A 21,030-nucleotide genomic window follows, 5' to 3' on the forward strand; every position below is an offset into this window, starting at 1 on the left:
CTAACCGACAGTCAGGGGAGCATCGGAGAAGATGTTCCGGATCACACCGTTGGCCCAGTCGAGGATCTCGGCGTCCTGCAGGTCCCGGCCGCCGATCCGTGCGGTTTTCGGTTTGGGGATGAGGACCGCGTCCAAGGCGGGCTTGGATTGGGCGCCCGGGTACATGCGGTTCAGTCGCATCACCTTGGATTCCGGCAGGGTGGCCGGGGAGAACTTGATGAAGTTGCCCTGCAGCGCGACGTCGGTCAGGCCGGCCTCGCGTGCACCCACCCGGAACCTGGCCACGGCCACAAGGTTCTGCGCCGGCAGCGGCAGTTCGCCGTAACGGTCCACGAGCTCCGCCATGACCTCGTCGATGGCCTCGTTGGTGACCGCGGAGGCGAGCTTCCGGTAGGCCTCCAGGCGCAGCCGCTCGCCGGGGACGTAGTCGTGCGGCAGGTGCGCGTTGACAGGCAGTTCGATCTTCATCTCCGCAGCCTTCTCTTCGGCTTCGCCGCGGAAGTCCGCCACGGCCTCGCCCACCAGGCGGATGTACAGGTCGAAGCCCACCCCCTGGATGTGCCCGGACTGTTCACCGCCCAGCAGGTTGCCGGCGCCACGGATCTCCAGGTCCTTCATGGCCAGCTGCATGCCGGCGCCCAGTTCGTTGTGGGCGGCCACAGCTTTGAGCCGCTCCAGGGCCACCTCGCCCAGCGGCTTCTCCGAGGGGTAGAGGAAGTAGGCGTAGGCGCGCTCCCGGCCACGGCCCACCCGGCCGCGAAGCTGATGCAGCTGGGACAGGCCGTACTTGTCCGCGCCATCGACGATCAGCGTGTTGGCATTGGAGATGTCCAGCCCGGTCTCGATGATGGTGGTGCAGACCAGGACATCGAACCGCTTCTCCCAGAAGTCCACGATGATCTGCTCCAGCCGGCTCTCGGACATCTTGCCGTGCGCCACCTCCACGCGCGCCTCCGGCACCAGTTCGCGGATCTTCGCGGCGGTGCGTTCAATCGTGGAGACCCGGTTGTGGACGAAGAACACCTGTCCCTCGCGCATCAGTTCGCGGCGGATCGCGGCGGAGGTCTGCTTGTCCGTGTAGGGGCCCACGTAGGTCAGCACCGGATGCCGTTCCTCCGGCGGGGTGGCCAGGGTGGAGGTTTCCCGGATGCCGGTCAGGGACATCTCCAGGGTGCGCGGAATCGGGGTGGCGCTCATGGCCAGGACGTCCACGTTGGTGCGCATCTTCTTCAGCGCTTCCTTGTGCTCGACGCCGAACCGCTGCTCCTCGTCCACGATCACCAGGCCAAGGTCCTTGAACTCGAAATCCTTGGAGAGCAGCCGGTGCGTGCCGATCACCACGTCCACCGTGCCGTTCTTTACGCCCTCGGCCGTCTCCTTGGCCTCCTTGGCGGCCTGGAAGCGGGACAGCGGCTTGACCCGCAGCGGGAAGCCGGAGAACCGTTCGGTGAACGTCTCATAGTGCTGCTGCGCGAGCAGGGTGGTGGGCACCAGCACGGCCACCTGCTTGCCGTCCTGGACAGCCTTGAACGCCGCCCGCACCGCAATCTCGGTCTTGCCGTAGCCGACGTCGCCGGAGACCAGGCGGTCCATGGGGATCTCCCGTTCCATGTCCGCCTTGACCTCGTTGATGGTGGTGAGCTGGTCCGGGGTCTCGACGTAGGGGAAGGCCTCCTCCAGTTCCCGCTGCCAGGGCGTATCCGGGGCGAACGCGTGCCCGCGGGAGGCCATCCGGGCCGAGTAGAGCCGGATCAGTTCACCGGCGATCTCCTTGACGGCCTTCCGGGCCTTGGACTTGGTGCTGGCCCAGTCGGCGCCGCCCATCTTGCTCAGGACGGGAGCGTCACCGCCCACGTAGCGGGTCACCTGGTCCAGCTGGTCCGTGGGGACGAACAAGCGGTCGCCGGGCGCCCCGCGCTTGGCCGGCGCGTACTCCAGCACCAGGTACTCCCGCACGCCGTCACCGCCGCCGGCCACCTTCCGCTGGATCAGTTCCACGAACCGGCCGATGCCGTGCTGTTCGTGCACCACGTGGTCCCCGGCCACGAGCTGCAGCGGGTCGACGGCATTGCGCCGCTTGGAGGGCATCCGCCGCATGTCCTTGGTTGACCCGGCGGAGGTCCGGCCCAGGAGGTCGGCCTCCGTCAGCAGGCCCAGTTTGAGCCCGTCAAGGACAAAACCGCGGCCGACGGCGGCGGTGGTCACTTCGATGATGCCCGCCTGGGGTTCGTGGTCCAGGCTGTCCACCCGGGCGCACGGAATGTCCGCGTCATGGAAGAGCTCGGCCAGGCGCTGGGCCGGGCCGGGACCTTCGGTAGCCACCACGATGCGCCACTGGTCGCGGACATGCGAGCCGATGAACTCCATCATTTCCGCCACATCGCCCTGGTAGCCGCGGGGTTCGCGGGCATGCAGGTTCAATACGTCGATCTCGGGGAGCAACTCCGCGTCCTGGGCCAGGGAGGTGATGGACCACCAGGAGACCCCGTGCCCCAGGGCGGACGCGCGGGTTTCTGCAAGCGACCGGAAGCTCGCCGAGTGCAGCGCCGCGCTGGCCTGGGAGCTGAGGTCCAGGGGCGCCGTCCCGCCGTCCGAGGCCGTGGACCAGGCCGCCTCGAGGAACTCCTCGTTGGTGGCGGCGAGGTCGTGGGCGCGGGTGCGCACCTTCTCGGGCTCGATGACCACCGCGATGGAATCGGCGGGCAGCTGGTCCACGAACGGCACCATCGCGTCCACCAGCACCGGGGCCAGGGATTCCATGCCTTCCACGGCGATGCCGCCGGCGATCTTTTCGAGCATGTCCGCTGCAGCCGGCAGCTGGGCCTTCAGCGTGGCGGCGCGGGACATCACGGACGGCGTGATGAGGATTTCGCGGCATGGCGGCGCATGCAGCTCCGTGGGGTGGTGGATGCCCGGTGCGGACAGCGAGCGCTGGTCGGCCACGGCGAACCAGCGCATCTGGTCCACTTCGTCCCCGAAGAACTCCACCCGGATGGGGTGGTCCTCGGTGGGCGGGAAGACGTCGATGATGCCACCTCGGACGGCGAATTCGCCGCGGTGCGTCACCATGTCCACGCGGGCGTAGGCAGCGTCCGCGAGGCGCTTCACAACATCGGAAAACGGGACCTCCTGGCCCACTTTCAACGTGACCGGCACCAGGTCTCCCAGGCCGGCCACCACCGGCTGGACCACGGCGCGGACGGGCGCGACGACGACGCGCAGCCGGGCCGTCGTCGAACTTTCCGGATGGGCCAGGCGGCGAAGGACCGAGAGCCGGCGGCCCACGGTATCCGAGCGCGGCGAGAGCCGCTCGTGCGGAAGGGTTTCCCAGCTGGGGAACTCGGCCACGGTGTCCGCCGGCAGGTACGCGCGCAGGGCCGCGGAGAGGTCCTCGGCTTCCCTGCCGGTGGCGGTCACGGCCAGCACAACGCCCGGTTCACCGCTGCCCGCCGCTGCCGCCAGGCCGTCTGCCATCTCCGCCAGCAGCACGGGCCGCAGGCCGGCGGGGGCGCTGATCTGGTAGTCCTGTCCACGAACTTCGAAGCCCCGTGCAGCCTCGGCCCGGACCCGGCCGAATGTCCGGTCCGGTTCAAGGGCACGGCGCAGGCCATCCAGCGTAGGGACGGCGCCGGAGGAGCCGGCGCGTGTTTTGCCGGTGCTGGACGTGCCGGCGGCGGACTGGCCGGAAAGACTCATGGCAGTAGCTCCTGTGCTGTTCATCAAATCGCAGGCAACGCGAAAACCCGAAATTCGCTGCGAATCCCGGGGAGCTTCCAGCCTACCGCGCGGGACCGACATGGCAGTCCCGCGATTGCAGGCCTAGGCTGGCAGTGCCACCGCATTCGGCGTCGGAGCAGCCGTCCGGACAAGCCGCCGCTCCGAACCACAAGGGACGAACAGGAGCCAGTATGAGCGAAATGACTTCCCGGCCTACGCCCAAGACCGTCCTTGTCACCGGGGCCACCGGCTACATCGGTGGCCGGCTCGTGCCAAGGCTGCTGGAAGCGGGCCATACGGTGAAGGTCCTGGTCCGCTCCCCCGACAAGATCGCCGGTGTGCCTTGGCGCACCAAGGTTGAAGTGGTGGAAAGCAGCCTTGACGACGGCGACGCCCTCCGCGCGGCCCTTGCCGGCGTCGACGTCTTCTACTACCTGGTGCACTCCATGGCTGCAGGTGCCGGTTTCGAGGCGAAGGAAAAGGCGATGGCCCGGACGGCGGCGGATGCCGCCACGGCGGCGGGCGTCCGCCGGATCGTCTACCTGGGCGGCCTGCACCCGAAGGGCGTGGAGCTGTCCACCCACATGCGCTCACGCGAGGCGGTGGGCAAGGTCTTCCTGGACAGCCCGGTGGATTCGATCGTGTACCAGGCGGGTGTGGTGATCGGTTCCGGCTCCGCTTCCTTCGAGATGATCCGCCACCTGTCCGAGACCCTGCCCCTCATGCCGGCGCCAAGCTGGGTGCGCAACCGGATCGAGGCCATCGCCGTCCGCGATGTGCTCTACTACTTGGTGGCTGCGGCGTCCCTGGAGGGCCCCATCAACCGGACCTTCGACATCGGGTGCCGGCAGGTGCTGACGTACGCCAGGATGATGCAGGAGTACTCAGCAGTGGCCGGCCTGCCATACCGGGTGGTGTTGGCCCTGCCCGTGCCGGCGCCCAAGCTGGCCGGCATGTGGGTGGCCCTCACAACCCCCATTCCGTGGTCCATGGCGGTCCCCCTGGTCCAGTCGTTGCAGCATGACGCGGTATCCAACGAGCATGACATCGACCAGTTCATTCCGCAGCCCGACGGCGGCCTTACGCCCTACCGCACCGCGGTGGCCTTGGCCCTGGGCAAGGAACGGGACGGCCAGGTGGAGACCACTTGGGCGAATGCCGGCGCGGATTCCGACCCGCTGCCCAGCGACCCCGAGTGGGCCGGGCACAAGGTGTACATCGACGAACGGACGTTCCACGGAGACGTGGACCCGGCGCACGTCTGGACCATCATCGAGGGGATCGGCGGCCGCAACGGCTGGTACTCGCTGCCCTTGGCCTGGCAGGTCCGGGGCTGGCTGGACAAGTTAACCGGCGGCGCCGGGCTGCTGCGGGGCCGCCGGCACCCGCACTCGCTGGCCGCCGGCGAAGTGGTGGACTGGTGGCGGGTCGAGCGGATCGACCGCGGCCGGCTGCTCCGGCTGCGGGCCGAAATGCGCGCGCCCGGCCGTGCCTGGCTGGAGCTCTCCGTGGAGCCCGACGGCGGAGGCAGCCGGTACCGGCAGCGGGCCATCTTCTTCCCGAAGGGCCTGAGCGGACGGCTCTACTGGCTGGCCGTACTTCCCTTCCACAGCCTGATCTTCCCGGCCATGGCCCGAAACATCACCGCGGCCGCCCAAAAACTGGCCGATGCGGACCGCGCAGAGGTGACCCCGTAGGATGTTGGAGGCGTAAATCCTTTCCCGACGTCCCAGGAGGACCCATGGCGCTGAGCGCAACCACCACCCTTCCGCACTCCGTTGACAGCGTTGCCGCTGTGCTGGTGAACGAGGATTTCCAGCGCCACGTCAGCCAGCTGGTGGGCGGCGAACTGGAGTCCTTCAAGGTCGACGGCGACACCGCCGGGGCGTTCAGCGCCACGTCGGTGCGGACCCTGCCCACCACCCGGCTGCCCGAGATTGCCCGCAAGTTCGTCGGCGAGCACCTCAAAGTGACCCAGGTGGAAAACTGGGACGCACCCGCCGCTGGCGGCTCCCGCCAGAGCAACATCTCGCTGAAGATCGCCGGCGCCCCGGTGGATGTCACGGCCGTGCAGCGGCTGGTGGCCGACGCCGGCGGAACCCGGGTGGAGCTTGAGGGCGCCGTGAAGTCCTCCGTTCCGTTCCTGGGCGGCAAGATCGCCGACGCCGCCGAGCCCATGGTGGCCAAGGCGTTGAACCTGCAGGCCACGCAGGCGCAGGCCTGGCTGGAAAGCCACTAGTCCATGGAGCTGCCCGTTTTCGCTGCGCTGGTCCTGATTGTCGCCGGCGTCTGGTCGCTGGTGGTCTGGCCGCAGTTCCTGCGCCGGGTCATGAACGACCCCCGTGCCCGCGACAGTGCAGGCAAGGCCACCAAATTCCTCACGGTGCACGTGGTGCTGGTCAGCATCTCCATGGTGCTGGGACTCGCCACCGCAGTCATCGGCATCCTGGGGCTGTTGGGCTGACCCTTCCGCGCGGCAGCCACGGCTCCGGCATGACACAGCCCGGGCCTTCCTCCGGAACGAGGAAGGCCCGGGCTGTTCTGTTCCCTTTGGTTATGCCGCCTGGTTGAGCGCGTCCTCCGCCGCCACCCAGGAAATCATGGCGCACTTGACCCGGGCCGCGTAGCGGGCAACCCCTTCGAAGGCGGCGGCGTCCCCCAGCACTTCGGGATCGGCCTGGACCTTGCCGCGTGAACGGAGCACCTCGCGGAAGCTCTCGATCACCTGGTGCAGTTCGGCAACGGTCATGCCGTCGGCGAGTTCGGAGAGGACCGACGCCGAGGCCATGGAAATGGAGCAGCCGGCTCCGTCCCACGCCACCTGGACCACCTTGCCGTCCTGCACCGCCAGCCGCAGGGTGACTTCGTCTCCGCATACCGGGTTGAGCTGGTGGGACTGGCCTGTTGCCGCGCCGGCCGGGGCGTCGGTGGCGGCCAGCCCGCTGCCGTGGCGGGCCTTGGAATGGTCCAGGATGATCTGCTGGTACAGCTGGTCGAGGCTCATGGTGTCACCCTTCGTATTCTCCGCTAGGCGCGGAAGTAGGCCCGGACGCCGGCCACGGCTTCAAGGAAGCGGTCCACGTCGTCGGTGGTGTTGTACAGGTAGGCGCTGGCGCGGGTGGTGGCGGTCAGTCCCAGCCGCCGGTGCAGCGGCTGGGCGCAGTGGTGCCCGACGCGCACGGCGATCCCGCGGGCGTCCAGGAATTGCCCGACGTCGTGGGCGTGGACGCCTTCGACGTCGAACGCGGCCAGGCCGATCCGTTCCCTGCCTGCGGCCGGGCCAAGGACCCTGACGCCGGGAATGGCTTCCAGGCCCACCACCATGCGCTGGCCGAGTTCGGATTCCCAGGCGTGGATCCGGTCCAGCCCGGTTTCGGTGAGGTAGTTGGCTGCAGCGGCCAGTGCCACGGCCTGGGAAATGCGCTGGGTGCCGGCTTCGAAGCGTTGTGGTGCCGGCAGGTATTCTGCCCGCTCCATGGTGACGGTGGTGATCATGGATCCGCCGGTCAGGAACGGCGGCAGGATGTCCAGGAGTTCCTGCCGCCCATACAGCACGCCGATGCCTGTGGGGGCGAGCATTTTGTGGCCGGAGAGGACCGCGAAGTCCACGTCCAGTTCCTTGACGTTCAAGGGCAGATGCGGGGCGGACTGGCAGGCGTCCAGGACCACGAGGGCGCCGGCGGCGCGGCCCAGGGCCGTCAATTCCTGCACCGGGTTGATGATGCCCAGCACGTTGGAGGCATGGGTGAAGGCCAGGACCTTGGTCCGGGGTCCGATGACCGCGGCCGCAGCGTCCATGCGCAGGCTGCCGTCGTCATTGATGGGAATATGGCGGAGCGTCGCACCGGTACGGAAAGCCAGCTCCTGCCACGGAATCAGGTTGGCGTGGTGCTCCATCTCAGTCACCACGATCTCGTCGCCGGGCCCCAGCGCCAGTTCCCGCAGGCCGCGATCGCCGCGGCCTTGGGCAGCCCAAAGGGCTGCGTTGGACAGGGCATAGCTGATGAGGTTCAGCCCCTCGGTGGCGTTCGAGGTCCAGATGGTCTCTTCATAGCGGGAGCCGATGAAGTCGGCGATGGTTTGCCGGGCATCTTCGAACGCTTCCGTGGCCTCCACCGCAAGATGGTGCGCGCCGCGGTGCACGGCGGCATTGCGCTGCTCGTAGAACTCCTGCTCGGCTTCGATGACGCTGACCGGGTTCTGCGAGGTGGCGCCGGAGTCGAGGTAGACCAGCGGCTGACCGTTGACCAGCTGGTTCAGGACGGGGAAGTCGTTGCGGATGCGCAGCACTTCCGCGTTGTCCATGGCCGGCAGGGCACGTTCCAGCGTGGCTGGCGTTGATACTACGGCCAAAACGAACTCCTTGGGCTGCCAATGTCTGACACCCAATTGTCCCACAACACGGCTGTGGCGGCCGCCCGGAGGGGCTGCCGCCACCGCTGCCCCGGGCTTCGGCCGAGGGAGCAGAGGGCCGGCGACGGCTGGGGGGAGAGTCTCGGTCTCAGAAGACTCTGACGTCGCCGGCCCCGTCTGTGCCCGGTCCGTGGGGACCGGAAATCTGAGGGGCCTCAATGTCCTGATCGGCTGCTCCGCGGCTTCCAGCCTGCCGCTTTGCTTTGCCTCCTTAAGTAAATCCGGTAGCGCCCTCCCGTACACGAGTAGGGTGTACTCGAATCCTCGGGGGTGCACTACCGGGCCGCGGCCAGGTGGCCATGCAGGGGCGCATGCTGCGGCCGGGGCCCGGTTCCGCGGCGCGCGGAAAAGGGCGTCACAGGGCACCTACGACGCGGTGGCGTACGGCGCGCGGAAACGGCGTGCAAGGCACCCGCGGCAAGGGGCGGCCGCGGCAAGGGGCGGCCGCGGCAAGTGGGCGGCCGTGCAGACCGGTACCGGGGAAAGGCAGCCGGGGCTACTTGGGCAGGGCCGTCTCCAGCTCATCGCGGCTGCGGACGCCAAGCTTGACGTAAGTACGGTAGAGGTGGCCTTCCACCGTGCGCACCGACACCATCAGGCGCTGGGCGATCTCCCGGTCGGTCAGTCCCTGGACGGCAAGTTCGACAATGTCCTGCTCGCGGCGGGTGAGGTGAACCGCCGGTGCGGCGGCGATGAAGCGTCCCTCGCGGAAGCGCTCGCCGAGTTCGTGGTCGCACTTTTCCCGCTGGGCCACCGCCTGCCGGGACCGGCGGCGTTCGCCGGCCTGTTCCAGCACCGTGCTGGCACGGGCATATGCTTCCCGGGCCAGGTTGACAAAGGCTGCTTCCTCCAGCGAGGCAGCCGTCGCCATCAGGGCGTCGCCGTCGGCGTTTTCCCACGCCGTGGCCAGCGCACGCAGCGCCTCCGCCCAGCGGCCTTCCACGCCACGGGCAACCGTCTGGACCATGGGGATCACCGAGGGGTCCCCGAGGTCCCAACACATGGCCAGGACTTCGAGGAGGTTGCCGGCCCTGGCGGCTGCCTCCGTCGTCGTCATCAGCGTCTGCAACGCAGCCAGTCCCTTGCCGTCACGGGCGGTGTACTCTGCCCCCGCTGCCACGTACGCCTCGGCCAGGAGGTCATGGGCGGGGCCGCCGGCGAAGGCGTCCTTGTGATCCTGTTCCAGCCGTCTTGCCTGTTCGGCATCCCCGAGGCGGGCCGCCACGTAGTAGCCCAGCGCCGTGCCAAAGCGGTACAGCTGCAACGGATCGTTGAGCCTCAAGGCTTCCACGGCAGGCAACAGGACCTGATAGGCCCGTTCCATCCGGCCTTGCCGAAGCAGGGAGTAGCCGCGGAGTATGTTCAGGCTCCCGTCAAAAGTGGCCGCACCGGCGCCGTGGCCTGCCGCGTAGCCGTTCAGTTCCCGCTCGGCCGATTCCCATTCGCCCATGGCCAGGTAGTTGGAGACCAGCCGTCCCAGCACAAACTCAGGGAAGAAGAACAGGCTGCCTTCCAGCGGAGGAAGCTCCGACGCCGCCATCATGGCAGCATCCAATCCCTGGACGGGACGCCCTGCAGCTGCCAAGGCATGGGCCAGGAGCGCCTCGGCCAGGGCACGCAGCGGCTCTCCTCCGGAGCCGGCTGCGCCACGTTTCCGGATCCTGTCGACTTCCTCGCCCAGTGCCTGGAAGTTGACCTCGGCCCCGAGCTGCAGCACCTTGAGCAGCTCCGCCTGCCAGCTTCCATCCTGGCCGAATTGGGGAATGGCCCGCTCCACGTCCTCCGCTACATCTGCCAGCATCCGGCCATTGGCCTGGTGTGCCGATACCCGGAGCACCAGGGCTGCCGGCCCCTGCGGGTCCCCTGCCAGCGGGAGCCAGCACTCGTCCAGGAGGGCCGCCGCTTCCTGGTAGGAGCCGTCGTTATACAGGGCCCGGGCCTGGACCGCCTGGGCCAGGGGAATCAAGGCGGGATTGCGGATCTTGGCGGCGATGGACCGTGCGCTGTGGTTGCGGTACTTGAGCAACGCCACTTTGGCGGCCGCCAGCAACTCGTCGTCGCCTACCCGGAGCCCGCACTCCAGCGCCCACTCCACCGAACGGAGCCGGCCTTCCCCCTGCAGCAATCCGGGGTCCTGGTGTGCCGTGACCTTCTCCAACAGCTGGAGGCTCCGGGAGACCGATACCGTGTTCCTGATGGCACCGGCGAAGAGCGCGTTCCAGAGGTACAGTTCCGAGGGAACTCCTGGCGTCTCGACGATCATCTGCTGGTCCAGCAGGGACCGGACAACCGCTGCCCCGCTGATGTCTTCGACCACCTTGCGGCCCACCGGGCCGGCCAGGGCAATAAGCTTCAGGGCTTCCTGTTCCTCGGGTCCGCGGCGCAGGTGGTCCTTGGCAACCACCGCTGCCAGCCGGGGCCCGTCGGCAGGAAGGTCACCGAGCAGGATCCAGATGCCGTTGCGTTTGGCCAGTACCCCGGCCTCCGCGGAGTCATGCAGCAAGGCGTCCAGGATCCGTGGATTTCCGCTCGAGGCGCTCCACATGGCGTCCACCGTGGCAGCCGGAACGGTTCCGTCCAGGACGTGGGCCAGGACTTCCTCTATTTGCTCCCGGTTCAAGGGTCGAAGATCGACGCGCTCGGCAAGGCCGTCGTACCAGAGCTGCTCCAGCGGCTGCGGAAGGCCGGGCCGGGGCCGGGCGGCCGCCAGCACAGTGGCCCAGCCCGCCGAGATCAGCTCAGCCAGTACCCCTGCCGAGGCCTCGTCCAGGTGATGTGCGTCATCCACCGCAAGCAGGACTGCCGAGCCATTGCCGGTTTTCAACTTTTCAAAGTAGGACCACATCGACCGCAGGACAGCCACCGGCGAGACCGACTCCTCCGCCGTGAGTTCGCCGGTATAGGGGGTCAGGACCCCGAAGGGCACCCCGGAGAGCGCGGAACTGGCATGGATGCGCACCACGTTCAGGTGCCCGGCGAGCCGTTCGGTGACGGCGTCGGTCACCGCCGATTTTCCAATCCCCGGGCCTGCCATGACGAAGACCGCATGGCTGGTGCCATTGCGCACCAGGTTGCAGATCCGGTCCACGGGCTCCCGCCGTCCGGTCAGGAGCCGGTGGGCAGATGTGGGTTTGTGGCCATTAGACGAGTCCAGTCAGATCACCCCTTGAAGTTACGCCCAGCTTGGTGAACACCTGGTACAGGTGGCCTTCGACGGTGCGGACTGAGACACCCATTTCCAGGGCAATGTCACGGTTTGAGGCACCCCTGCCGGCCATTCGCGCAATCTGACGCTCGCGGCTGGTCAGCAACGGGCTGCCGCTGCTGGGCACGATGGGGAGGTTGGCTACCGTAGCGGCCAGGATGTCCAGCCTTGCCTGCGCGGTCCGCGCCGACAGGGCGTCCCCATCCTGGCGCGCGAAGTCCACCGCCAATGCCATGCAGCGGGCTTCGACGGCGTCGAGTTCCAGGGTGGCCGCGAGTTCGCCGCCGGCGAGCAGCGCCTTGGCATCCTTAGTCCGGCTTCCCACCGCTATCAGCCGGGAAACTTCGGCCAGCGGGCCTTGCCGGTGGCCCGCGATCTCCTCCAGGAAGCGGAAGTCTGCGTCGTTGCCGTTCACCGTTGCCGCCAGCAAGTAGATCCCTGCCATGGTGTACCGGCCTGCTTCGGCGTTCGCACGGGCCCCCTGTTTGAGGCTTGTCACGGCGTCGGAGTCGCCCAGCCACCGTCCGGCCACCAGCGTGCAGAACTCGATGATGCTCTCCACGGCAAACCCCGACCTGCCGGGCATCCGCTGGACTTTCGTCAGGTACTTGCGTGACAGCGCGGCGTTTCCGGTCTGCGCGTAGGCCAGGGCCGTGGCCGCGTACGCGGTACGCAGCGCACCCTGGACCGGCTGCAGCTCCAGCTGCGCTGCGGCAGAAATCAGGGGTTCCAGGGCAGCTTCGCCCCGGCCGGAAAACGCGAAAGCTATTCCGGCAGCGATTTCCGTGGCCGCGCTGCGGTAAGGAAGCCGGAAGGGCTGGCCGGCGCTGAACGGGGCCATGAGGTCAATGCAGCGCCGCCACTGGCCGGCCAACAGAAAGACGAGGTAAGCCTCCCGGGTAAACCGTTCCCGAAGGCCCACAATGTGCGAGGCATCGCTGAGTTGGCCGCCGATCTGGCGCACGAGGCCCAGGGCGTCCATCTCGCGGCCCGTCATGGCAAGGGAGCTCATCAGGATTATCGCGCACTGGAGCCGGTAGCCGGTGTCAGGGTTGCCGGCTGGATCCACGGCCCGTTCAAGGGCCGGAATCATGGCGGCGTACCTTCCCGCGTGCGCCTGGTACTCGAATTCACTCAGCGAAATGCGGTTGGCCGCCACCGCGGCCGGCGCAGGCCAGTCTTGGTGGTTTCCCGCAGCGGACAGGCGTTCGCGGGCAGAGGCGAAGAGCGCCTCCACCGAGCCGGACCGTTCCGGAAGGCAGAGCATGACCCGGGCCTTGGCGGCCACCACGTGGGCGTACTCTTCGAGGTCGAGGGCCTCCAGTTCCGGTTGGGTAATGTCCTCAAGGGCGGAAAGGGCCTGGACCGCCATGTCCAGCTCCAGGTACGCTGCGGCCTTTTGCCGCTGCGCGGATGCCCACAGGGTATCCGTCCGCTGGATCATCTCGGCATAGGTTAATGCGAACCGGGGATCGAAGAGCTGGACGGCGGCCTGGGCGGCCGCAAGCGCCAGCGCCGGGCTGAGTTCCGCCTCGCATTCATGGGTCCAGGCGGCGAACGACATCAGTTCATCGACGGTCATGGCCGCGGGGTCGGGCTCCGTGCCGCCCAGCAGCACGGAGCGGAGCTCCCGCCGCCGGGAAATGCTCAGCCAGGTCCTGACGACGTCGCCGATGTACTTCTCCCGAAGCGACACCCAGCGGTACTCGGAGCCGTCGATCTCGAGCAGCCCGGCGTCCTCCATGTCCGCCACGACGTCGGCGCCATAGATGGCAGTCAGCCGGGACAGTTCCACCCGGCGGGCGCAGGACAACATTTCAATGACTTCGCGGGTCTCCGGTGTTTCCCTTGTCCAGCGCGACCTGACGATGTCATCCAGGCTCGCGGCGCCGTCGAGCACCACTTTGTCCCGGAGCGTCCAGACCGATTCGGACAACACGAGGTTCCCGGAAAGCTGCTGCTCGGTGACCAGGGCTTTGAGCAGCAAGGGGTTGCCCCCGACCATCTGGTGGTAGGTGGTGACCAGGGACGATGCGACACGGTGCCCCAGGAGGGACAGCAGGACCTGCCGGGTCTGCAGTTCATTGAGGTTGCTGAGCCTGACTTCGGTGAGCTTGCGGTCCGTCAGGAGCCAGTGGAAGTCCGCCGGCAGGTCGCTGGCTTTGGGAGCGACGGCGATGATCCGTGCCGTGCCGGTCAACAACACGTTCAACAGCACCCCGGCGCTCATGTCATCGACGGCGCCGGAGGTGTCCAGCGTGATGACGCACGGCCTGCCCGCCGCATCGCTCCGGATCAGGGAGGTGATCCCGCGCAGGATGGCCGTGGGTGAACCCATGTAGGCCTGCGGCAACCGGGCCAGGAGGAAGGAAAGGCAGCCATAAGGGGTGTTGGAGCCGGAGGGTGCGCTCCGGAGTTGCAGCGACCAGATGTCCGGGCCCAAGTCTGCTACTGCCGCCCTGGCCAAGGAGGATTTACCCACTCCGCGGGCGCCCGTGATCACGGCTCCGAAAGAGTGTTCGCTGGTCAACGCTGTGCGGACGGCGTCAAGATTGGCACCTCGTGCCGGCACGGACCATTGCCGGCCCTCCGGCACTGCGGAGGATCCCGTGGCCTGCCCATCACCCTGAGGTGTTGACCCACGTCCCCAGCTGAGTGGCTCGATTGACATGAACTTGTCCCCTACATCCTGCAATAGCGGGATGTAGCCCCATTGCTCCCCCGCATAGGAAGAAGAGTACCCCTTGCCACTAACAAGGAAACAGGGCACAAGGGAACTTTTACGATTCTCCCTGGCGTGATCCGGACTTGGCGGGGTGGAATTTCTGCTGCGTGGCAGTGAGTCCTTCCCGGAGCAAGGACTCAACGGCATCCGCTGCGTCGTCGAGCAGGAAGGGCAATTCCTTCCGTTCCGCGGTGCCGAAATCGCGCAGGACGTAGTCTGCCGTGTCCATCCGGCCGGGCGGCCGGCCCACTCCCACCCGGACCCGCAGGTAGTCCTTGGTGTCGAGTGCTTTGGAAATGTCGCGCAGGCCGTTGTGGCCGCCTTCGCCGCCGCCGAGCTTGAGTTTCACCGTGTTGAAGGGGATGTCGATCTCATCGTGGACGGCCACCACATGGTCCGCGGCGATCCCGTAGAAGTTGGCGAGGGCAGATGCGGGGCCGCCGGAGACGTTCATGTACGTCATCGGTTTGGCCAGGACCACCCGCGGACCCCCGATTCCCAGGCGGCCCTCAACGACCTGGGCGCGGGCTTTGTGGGCCTTGAAGCCTGCGCCCATCCGGGAGGCGAGTTCATCGAGGACCATCTGGCCAATGTTGTGCCTGTTGCCTTGATACTGGGCCCCGGGGTTGCCGAGGCCGACGATCAGCCAGGTATCAGTCATGGATCAATCCTATGGGGGCGGTTGGGCGGGAACGGCACTGTGCGGACACGACAGTGGCCGGCCCCGTGCGGGGTCCGGCCACTGTCAGGGAGTGCGGAGTGCTTACTCTGCGGCTGCTTCTTCGGCTGATTCGGAAGCTTCCTCGGCTGCGCCCTCGGACGCACCTTCGGTTTCCTCTTCCTCTGCGATTTCAACGGCCTCGGAGATGTTGATGACCAGTGCCTCGGCGTCGGTCAGCAGGACGGTGCCCTTGGGCAGGACCAGGTCGGAGCCGTGGATGTGCTCGCCGGCGCCGCGGCCTTCGATGCTCACGACGACGGACTCGGGCAGGTGGGTGGCCTCGGCTTCGAGGGACACGACCGTCAGTTCCAGGTTGTGGACGGTGCCGGGAGCGGATTCGCCCTCAACGTGCACGGGAACGTCGACGGTGACCTTCTCGCCCTTGCGGACGGTCAGGAGGTCGATGTGCTCGATGATCTGCTTTACGGGATCACGCTGGATGTCCTTGACCAGGGCCAGGTGGCCTTCGCCGTTGATGTCCAGGGACAGCAGGGCGTTGGGGGTGCGGACAGCCAGGGTGGTGGCCTTGGCCGGGAGGGTGACGTGGATGGGCTCTGCGCCGTGGCCGTAGATGACGGCCGGGATCAGGTTGGCCATCCGTGCGCGGCGGGCGTAGCCCTTGCCGAATTCGGTGCGCAGTTCTGCTGCGAGCTTCTGCTCAGACATGGAAATCTCCTTGAAGACGAAACGGTGTTCAGCAAGGGCGGAGGTCTGGTGTGACCTTCAACGCCGGGCGGCCGGTAAGCGGCCCTTCAAGAAGGCAGTCCCTCTTATCAAGGAACAAGCAGACCCAGTCGATAACGGAGACATTGCTCTCCCTCGCCAAGGTATCGGAGTCAAGCCTACCAGCGCCGGGCCCGAATATTGAAAACGATGAGGCGGCGGTGGTTGCCTGCCGAAACCGCTGTCCCGGGTTCCGGCAGGCTCAACCGGCTGCTAGGCCTTGCCGTCGAAGAGGCTGGTGACGGAACCGTCGTCGAATACTTCGCGGATGGCGCGGGCGATCAACGGCGCGATGGACAGCACCGTCAGCTGCGGGAACCGCTGGGATGCGGTCAGCGGCAGGGTGTTGGTGACCACCACTTCGCGGGCACCGGACTCGGAGAGGCGGCGGGCGGCCGGCTCGGAGAAGACGGCGTGCGTGGCCGCGATGATGACGTCCTTGGCCCCGGCGTTCTTCAGCACGGTCACGGCCCCGGAAATGGTTCCGCCGGTGTCGATCATGTCATCGATCAGCACGCAGGTGCGGCCCTCGATCTGGCCCACCACCGTCTTGGAGACAGCCTGGTTGGGGACTGTAAGGTCCCGGCTCTTGTGCACGAAGGCGAGGGGTGCCCCGCCCAGGCGTTCGGCCCACTGTTCGGCGACGCGGACGCGGCCGGTGTCCGGGGAGACAACCGTGATGTTTTCGGCGTCCACCCGGGTGCGGATGTAGTCGGCCAGCAGCGGGATGGCCATCAGGTGGTCCACCGGACCGTCGAAGAAGCCCTGGATCTGGGAGGTATGCAGGTCAACGCTCATGATGCGGTCCGCGCCGGCAGTCTTGTAGAGGTCTGCCACCAGCCGGGCGGAGATGGGCTCGCGGCCGCGGCCCTTCTTGTCCTGCCGCGCATAGGGGTAGAACGGCGAAACCACGGTGATGCGCTTGGCGGAAGCCCGCTTCAGCGAATCGATCATGATCAGCTGTTCCATCAGGTGGTTGTTCAGCGGTGCCGGGTGGGCCTGGATCACGAAGGCATCGGTGCCGCGGACGCTTTCACCCGCGCGGACGTAGATCTCGCCGTTCGCGAAGTCGTAGGCATCGACGGGCAGGAGGTCAGTGCCGAGTTCCTTGGCGATTTCCCGGGCCAGCTCCGGATGGGCCCGCCCGGTGGCGAGCACCAGCTTCTTTTCGCCGTGCGCCGTAATTTCGCTCATTGTTACTTGCCCTCTTCTGTAGATGCCTGGGTACTGGAGGAGTTCTGGGTGGCCGCCTGGGCCAGTTCGGCGGAGCGGGTTCCCGGACGGTTCGCGGGGACCCAGCCCTCGGCGTTGCGCTGCGCGGCGACGCTCAGTGCGAGCGCGCCTGCAGGGACGTCCTTGCGGATCACTGCGCCGGCGCCGCTGTAGGCACCGTCCCCCACGGTGACCGGGGCAACAAAGACCGTGTTGGAGCCGGTACGCACGCCCGAGCCGATTACCGTGCGGTGCTTCTTCTCGCCGTCGTAGTTCGCCGTGATGTTTCCACAGCCGATGTTGGTGTCTTCGCCGATTTCGGCGTCGCCTGCGTAGCCCAGGTGCGACAGCTTGGAGCCGCGGCCGATGGTGACGTTCTTGGTTTCGTAGAACGCACCGATCTTGCCCGTTTCACCAAGCACGGTGCCTGGCCGCAGGTAGGTGAAGGGGCCGACGGCGGCGCGCGGACCGATCACCGAGCCGGAACCGTGGGTACGGACCACCGTTGCGCCCTCGCCGACTTCGACGTCGGTCAGCGTGGTGTCTGGGCCCACGACGGCGTCCCGGGCCACGGTGGTGGCGCCGTGCAGCTGGGTGTTGGGCAGCAGCCGCACGTCCTCGTCCAGGGTGACCGACGCGTCGATCCACGTGGTGGCCGGGTCAACTACGGTGACGCCTGCGCGCATCCACGCTTCGACCGTGCGGCGGTTCAGTTCGGCGCCGAGGGCGGCCAGCTGGACGCGGTCGTTCGCGCCTTCCACCTGCCAGCGGTCAGCGGTGACGACGGCGGCAACCCGGCCGCCGGCCGCACGCGCCAGGGACAGGACGTCGGTGAGGTATTTCTCGCCCTGGGCGTTGTCCGTGGTGACCTTGCCGAGGGCGTCCCGGAGCACTGCGGCGTCGAAGGCGTAGATACCGGAGTTGACCTCGCGGATCAGGCGCTCGGCATCGGTGGAGTCCTTGTGTTCGCGGATGCCCGTGACGGAGCCGTCCTCGCCCCGGAGGATGCGGCCGTAGCCGGTGGCGTCCTCGAGGATGGCGGTGAGGACGGTGACCGCGTTGCGGTCACGCTCGTGGGTGGCCACGAGTTCGTCCAGGAGTTCCCCGGAGAGCAGCGGCACATCGCCGTAGGTGACCACAACCGTGCCGGCCAGGCCTTGTTCCGCGTGAAGGGCGTCGAGGGCGGCTTCCACGGCGCGGCCGGTGCCCGGCACGTCGTCCTGGTCCACGATGACGGCGTCGGGGTCCAGTGCCGATACATGCCCGGCAACCAGGTGACGTTCGTGCCGTACCACGATGGCGAGCCGCTGAGGTTTGATGCTGCGGGCCGCACGGAGGGCGTGGCCCACCAGGGAGAGGCCGCCGATTTCGTGGAGGATCTTGGGTGTACGCGACTTCATCCGGGTGCCGGCGCCTGCTGCCAGAACGATGACAGCGGCCGGGCCGGCATTCTCGGGGATCACGTACGGGCTCTCCTTGCTAGGTTGTGCTGGCGCATTGGGGTGTCCGGCGGCCATGTCCGCCCGGCACCGGGTGCCATCCTACTGAACGCTCCTCGCACAGCAGTTCCGCCCATAGGATTCGAACCTATACTCCACGGCTCCAAAGGCCGGGGTGCTGCCGTTACACCAGAGCGGACCGTGCCGGAGGACTCAAGGCCCGGGCACAAGTCCCTATTTTGCCATGGGTTCGGGGCACCGCGCGACACCGGCCGGTTCCCCCCTGCCGGCCGGGCGGAATCGGGCCCGTTGCCGGTGGGGCATGATGGGATTGTGAGCAACAACCTGCCGCGGATGCGGATGACCGGCCTGCAGCGGCGTAGCCAGTTGATCGACGTCGGCCGGGGCCTTTTTGCCGTCCGCGGACTCGACGGGACCACCATTGAGGAGATCGCTGCCAGCGCGGGCGTGTCCAAGCCGGTCATCTACGAGCACTTCGGATCCAAGGAAGGGTTGTACACGCAGGTGGTGGAGTGCGAGTTCCATATCCTGCTGGACGCCATCAATACCGCCCTCACCGAGGAAGCCAAACCCCGGGTCCTCGTCGAACGCGCCGCCCTTGCCCTGCTGACCTATATCGAGGAGCGCACGGAGGGCTTCCGGATCCTCATGCGCGACGCTCCCCCGTCCCAGCCCGAGGGTGCCTTCTCCACCCTGCTTTCCCAGGTCACCGCCCGCGTGGAACACATCCTCTCCGACGAGTTCTCCCGGCGCGGCTTCAGCGGCGAGGACGGCGCCATGTACGCCCAGATGCTGGTTGGCATGGTGGCCATGACCGGGCAGTGGTGGCAGGACAGCCGCCAGCCGGACAAGCAAACCGTCGCCGCGCACCTGGTCAACCTCGCCTGGAATGGCCTCACCGGGCTGAAGAAGGAACCTGAGCTGCAGTCTGAGGCGTAAGCCCAGGCCGTTTTCGCCGTGGTCACTTACGCGGCGCAGGGGCCCAGCTCCGCTCTTGCCCGCGTCGCCTTTGTCAGTCCCCCAAGAGTTCTGAGGACTCCAACCATTCCATTTCCAGGGCGTCTTTTTCGTCCGTGAGGTTCTTGAGCTGCTTGTTCTGGTCGGCGAGCTTGTCGAAATCGCCGGCCTCGGTGGTCTTCAGCATCAGGTCGTGAAGCTTCTTTTCCTCTTGATCCAGCTTCTTGATTTGCCGCTCGATCCGGTTGAGGGCCTTGCGGGCCTCCCGCTTCTCCGCCTCGGAGGGGCCTCTCCCGGTGGCTGGGGCCGCGGTGCCCTGGCCCGCACTGGTGACGGGGTTGCCGCCGCCGGACACCGTGGAGCCGGCCAGGGCGGCCTCGCGCAGCTCAAGGTACTGGTCCACGCCGCCGGGCAGGCCGCGGAGCTTGCCGTCGCCCAGGAGGGCCATCTGGTGGTCGGTGACGCGCTCGAGCAGGTAGCGGTCGTGACTGACGACCACCAGCGTGCCGGGCCAGCCGTCCAGGACGTCCTCCACGGCCGCGAGGGTGTCGGTGTCAAGGTCGTTGGTGGGCTCGTCGAGCATCAGGACGTTGGGCTCCCCCACCAGCAGCCTCAGCAACTGCAGCCGCCGCCGCTCGCCGCCGGAAAGGTCCTTGACCGGGGTCCACTGCTTTTGGTTGGTGAACCCGAGCTGCTCCACCAGCTGGCCTGCGGTGAATTCCTTGCCGCCCACGTTGAAGGAACGCTTTTCCCGCTCGATCACCTCGATGACGCGCAGGTCCGCGACGTCGTCGAGCTCCTTGACCTCCTGCGTGAGCACCGCGGTGACTACGGTCTTTCCCCGCTTCAGCTTCCCGGCGTCGGGCGCGATCTCACCGTTGAGCAGCTTCAGCAGGGTGGTTTTGCCGGCGCCGTTGACGCCCACCAGCCCCAGCCGCTCTCCCGGCGCCAGGCGGAGGGTGATGTTGTCGAAAAGCTTGCGGCCGTCGTCGCTGCCCCGGAAGTTCAGGGAGATGTTTTCCAGGTCCAGGACGTCCTTGCCCTGGCGGGCGGTGGCCATTTTGTTCAACGCCATGGAGTCGCGGGGCTCGGGGACATCGGCGATCAGGGCGTTGGCGGCCTCGATCCTGAACTTGGGCTTGGCGGTCCGGGCCGGGGCGCCGCGGCGAAGCCAGGCCAGTTCCTTCTTGACCAGCTGCTGGCGCTTGCCTTCGACCACGGAGGCCATCCGGTCACGCTCGGCCCGGGCCAGGACGTAGGCCGCGTATCCACCTTCGAAGGGGTCCACGATGCCGTCGTGCACTTCCCAGGTCTTGTTGCAGACTTCGTCGAGGAACCAGCGGTCGTGGGTGACCACCAGGAAGGCGCCCTGGTTGGCCCGCCAGCGGGTCTTCAGGTGCCGGGCAAGCCAGGCAACTCCTTCTACGTCGAGGTGGTTGGTGGGTTCGTCGAGCATGATGACGTCGTGGTCCTCGATGAGGAGCTTTGCCAGGGCCACGCGCCGCTTCTGGCCGCCGGAGAGGGCGTGCACGTTGGCATGCCAGTCGACGTCGGACACCAGCCCGCCCATGATCTCCCGGATTTGCGGGTTCCGCGCCCACTCATGATCCGCTTGGTCGCCCACGATCGCGGCGCCGACGGTCAGGTCGCCGTCGAGCACGTCGCTCTGGTCCAGGTAGCCGACATTGACGTCGCCGCGCTTGGTGACGCGGCCGGAGTCGGGCGTGGAACGCAGGGCCAACAGGCGCATCAGGGTGGACTTGCCGTCGCCGTTCCGGCCCACCATGCCGATCCGGTCGCCCTCCTCAAGGCCCAGGGTGATGCCGTCCAGGACGGTGCGGGTCGCGTAGGAGACTGTGAGGTTCTCGCCGCCAAGAAGGTGTGCCAAAAGGAACTG

General features: G+C 67.4%; 14 protein-coding genes and 1 tRNA gene. 4 read left to right on the forward strand and 11 right to left on the reverse strand.

Annotated elements, in window-relative coordinates:
• Positions 1-3,696, reverse strand: a complete 3,696-nt coding sequence (gene mfd, locus QRM95_RS14400) for a transcription-repair coupling factor (RefSeq protein ID WP_285248237.1) — start codon at positions 3,694-3,696, stop codon at positions 1-3.
• A gap of 212 nt (positions 3,697-3,908) precedes the next feature.
• Between mfd and QRM95_RS14405 the strand changes: the two genes are divergently transcribed.
• From QRM95_RS14405 to QRM95_RS14415, 3 genes are read left to right on the forward strand one after another with little or no spacing between them, the layout of a single operon-like run.
• Positions 3,909-5,414, forward strand: a complete 1,506-nt coding sequence (locus QRM95_RS14405) for an SDR family oxidoreductase (protein ID WP_285248238.1) — start codon at positions 3,909-3,911, stop codon at positions 5,412-5,414.
• 44 nt (positions 5,415-5,458) lie between these two features.
• On the forward strand, positions 5,459-5,956 hold the full coding sequence (locus QRM95_RS14410; protein ID WP_285248239.1) for a DUF2505 domain-containing protein: 498 nt from the start codon (positions 5,459-5,461) through the stop codon (positions 5,954-5,956).
• A 3-nt stretch (positions 5,957-5,959) separates the two neighbouring features.
• On the forward strand, positions 5,960-6,181 hold the full coding sequence (locus QRM95_RS14415; RefSeq protein ID WP_285248240.1) for an SCO4848 family membrane protein: 222 nt from the start codon (positions 5,960-5,962) through the stop codon (positions 6,179-6,181).
• A gap of 90 nt (positions 6,182-6,271) precedes the next feature.
• Here QRM95_RS14415 and sufU read toward each other — a convergent pair whose 3' ends face one another.
• The 9 genes from sufU to QRM95_RS14460 form a co-directional block, all read right to left on the reverse strand.
• On the reverse strand, positions 6,272-6,721 hold the full coding sequence (sufU, locus tag QRM95_RS14420; protein WP_285248241.1) for a Fe-S cluster assembly sulfur transfer protein SufU: 450 nt from the start codon (positions 6,719-6,721) through the stop codon (positions 6,272-6,274).
• Positions 6,722-6,744: 23 nt separating this feature from the next.
• A complete protein-coding gene (locus QRM95_RS14425) occupies positions 6,745-8,070 on the reverse strand; it encodes a SufS family cysteine desulfurase (RefSeq protein WP_285248242.1) in 1,326 nt (441 codons plus the stop codon).
• Positions 8,071-8,626: 556 nt separating this feature from the next.
• Positions 8,627-11,284: a helix-turn-helix transcriptional regulator gene (locus QRM95_RS14430; protein ID WP_502934975.1), complete on the reverse strand. Its 2,658-nt coding sequence runs from the start codon at positions 11,282-11,284 to the stop codon at positions 8,627-8,629.
• Positions 11,271-14,006 (reverse strand): helix-turn-helix transcriptional regulator, encoded by a 2,736-nt coding sequence (locus QRM95_RS14435; protein WP_285248244.1) that lies wholly within the window; start codon positions 14,004-14,006, stop codon positions 11,271-11,273. Before QRM95_RS14435 ends, QRM95_RS14430 begins: the two co-directional genes overlap by 14 nt.
• 109 nt (positions 14,007-14,115) lie before the next feature.
• Entirely contained in the window at positions 14,116-14,721 is a 606-nt protein-coding gene (gene pth / locus QRM95_RS14440) for an aminoacyl-tRNA hydrolase (RefSeq protein ID WP_285248245.1), read from the reverse strand.
• Between the two features lie 102 nt (positions 14,722-14,823).
• The gene (locus QRM95_RS14445; RefSeq protein ID WP_285248246.1) at positions 14,824-15,447 is read right to left on the reverse strand and encodes a 50S ribosomal protein L25/general stress protein Ctc; all 624 of its coding nucleotides are present in this window, start codon (positions 15,445-15,447) and stop codon (positions 14,824-14,826) included.
• A 270-nt stretch (positions 15,448-15,717) separates the two neighbouring features.
• Entirely contained in the window at positions 15,718-16,698 is a 981-nt protein-coding gene (locus QRM95_RS14450) for a ribose-phosphate diphosphokinase (protein WP_018762958.1), read from the reverse strand.
• A 2-nt stretch (positions 16,699-16,700) separates the two neighbouring features.
• Positions 16,701-18,179: a bifunctional UDP-N-acetylglucosamine diphosphorylase/glucosamine-1-phosphate N-acetyltransferase GlmU gene (gene glmU / locus QRM95_RS14455; RefSeq protein ID WP_285248247.1), complete on the reverse strand. Its 1,479-nt coding sequence runs from the start codon at positions 18,177-18,179 to the stop codon at positions 16,701-16,703.
• A gap of 103 nt (positions 18,180-18,282) precedes the next feature.
• Positions 18,283-18,354: transfer RNA gene (locus tag QRM95_RS14460), tRNA-Gln, on the reverse strand.
• A gap of 134 nt (positions 18,355-18,488) precedes the next feature.
• Here QRM95_RS14460 and QRM95_RS14465 point away from each other — a divergent pair.
• Positions 18,489-19,115 carry a TetR/AcrR family transcriptional regulator gene (locus tag QRM95_RS14465; RefSeq protein WP_285248248.1) on the forward strand — a complete coding sequence of 209 codons (627 nt, stop codon included), beginning with the start codon at positions 18,489-18,491 and terminating at the stop codon, positions 19,113-19,115.
• Between the two features lie 73 nt (positions 19,116-19,188).
• Here the strand turns inward: QRM95_RS14465 and QRM95_RS14470 are convergent, their stop codons facing one another.
• Positions 19,189-21,021: an ABC-F family ATP-binding cassette domain-containing protein gene (locus QRM95_RS14470; protein WP_285248249.1), complete on the reverse strand. Its 1,833-nt coding sequence runs from the start codon at positions 21,019-21,021 to the stop codon at positions 19,189-19,191.
• Between the last annotated feature and the right edge of the window lie 9 nt (positions 21,022-21,030).

It is taken from the genome of Pseudarthrobacter sp. efr-133-R2A-89 (genome assembly GCF_030209315.1).
GTDB lineage: Bacteria > Actinomycetota > Actinomycetes > Actinomycetales > Micrococcaceae > Arthrobacter.

Excerpts from the sequence above, each read along its gene's own strand:
- QRM95_RS14410 (WP_285248239.1), top strand. The coding sequence starts at position 5,459 with ATGGCGCTGAGCGCAACCACCACCCTTCCGCACTCCGTTGACAGCGTT.
- QRM95_RS14435 (WP_285248244.1), bottom strand. The coding sequence starts at position 14,006 with ATGTCAATCGAGCCACTCAGCTGGGGACGTGGGTCAACACCTCAGGGT.
- sufU (WP_285248241.1), bottom strand. The coding sequence starts at position 6,721 with ATGAGCCTCGACCAGCTGTACCAGCAGATCATCCTGGACCATTCCAAG.
- QRM95_RS14445 (WP_285248246.1), bottom strand. The coding sequence starts at position 15,447 with ATGTCTGAGCAGAAGCTCGCAGCAGAACTGCGCACCGAATTCGGCAAG.
- QRM95_RS14450 (WP_018762958.1), bottom strand. The coding sequence starts at position 16,698 with ATGAGCGAAATTACGGCGCACGGCGAAAAGAAGCTGGTGCTCGCCACC.
- QRM95_RS14415 (WP_285248240.1), top strand. The coding sequence starts at position 5,960 with ATGGAGCTGCCCGTTTTCGCTGCGCTGGTCCTGATTGTCGCCGGCGTC.
- QRM95_RS14405 (WP_285248238.1), top strand. The coding sequence starts at position 3,909 with ATGAGCGAAATGACTTCCCGGCCTACGCCCAAGACCGTCCTTGTCACC.
- mfd (WP_285248237.1), bottom strand. The coding sequence starts at position 3,696 with ATGAGTCTTTCCGGCCAGTCCGCCGCCGGCACGTCCAGCACCGGCAAA.
- pth (WP_285248245.1), bottom strand. The coding sequence starts at position 14,721 with ATGACTGATACCTGGCTGATCGTCGGCCTCGGCAACCCCGGGGCCCAG.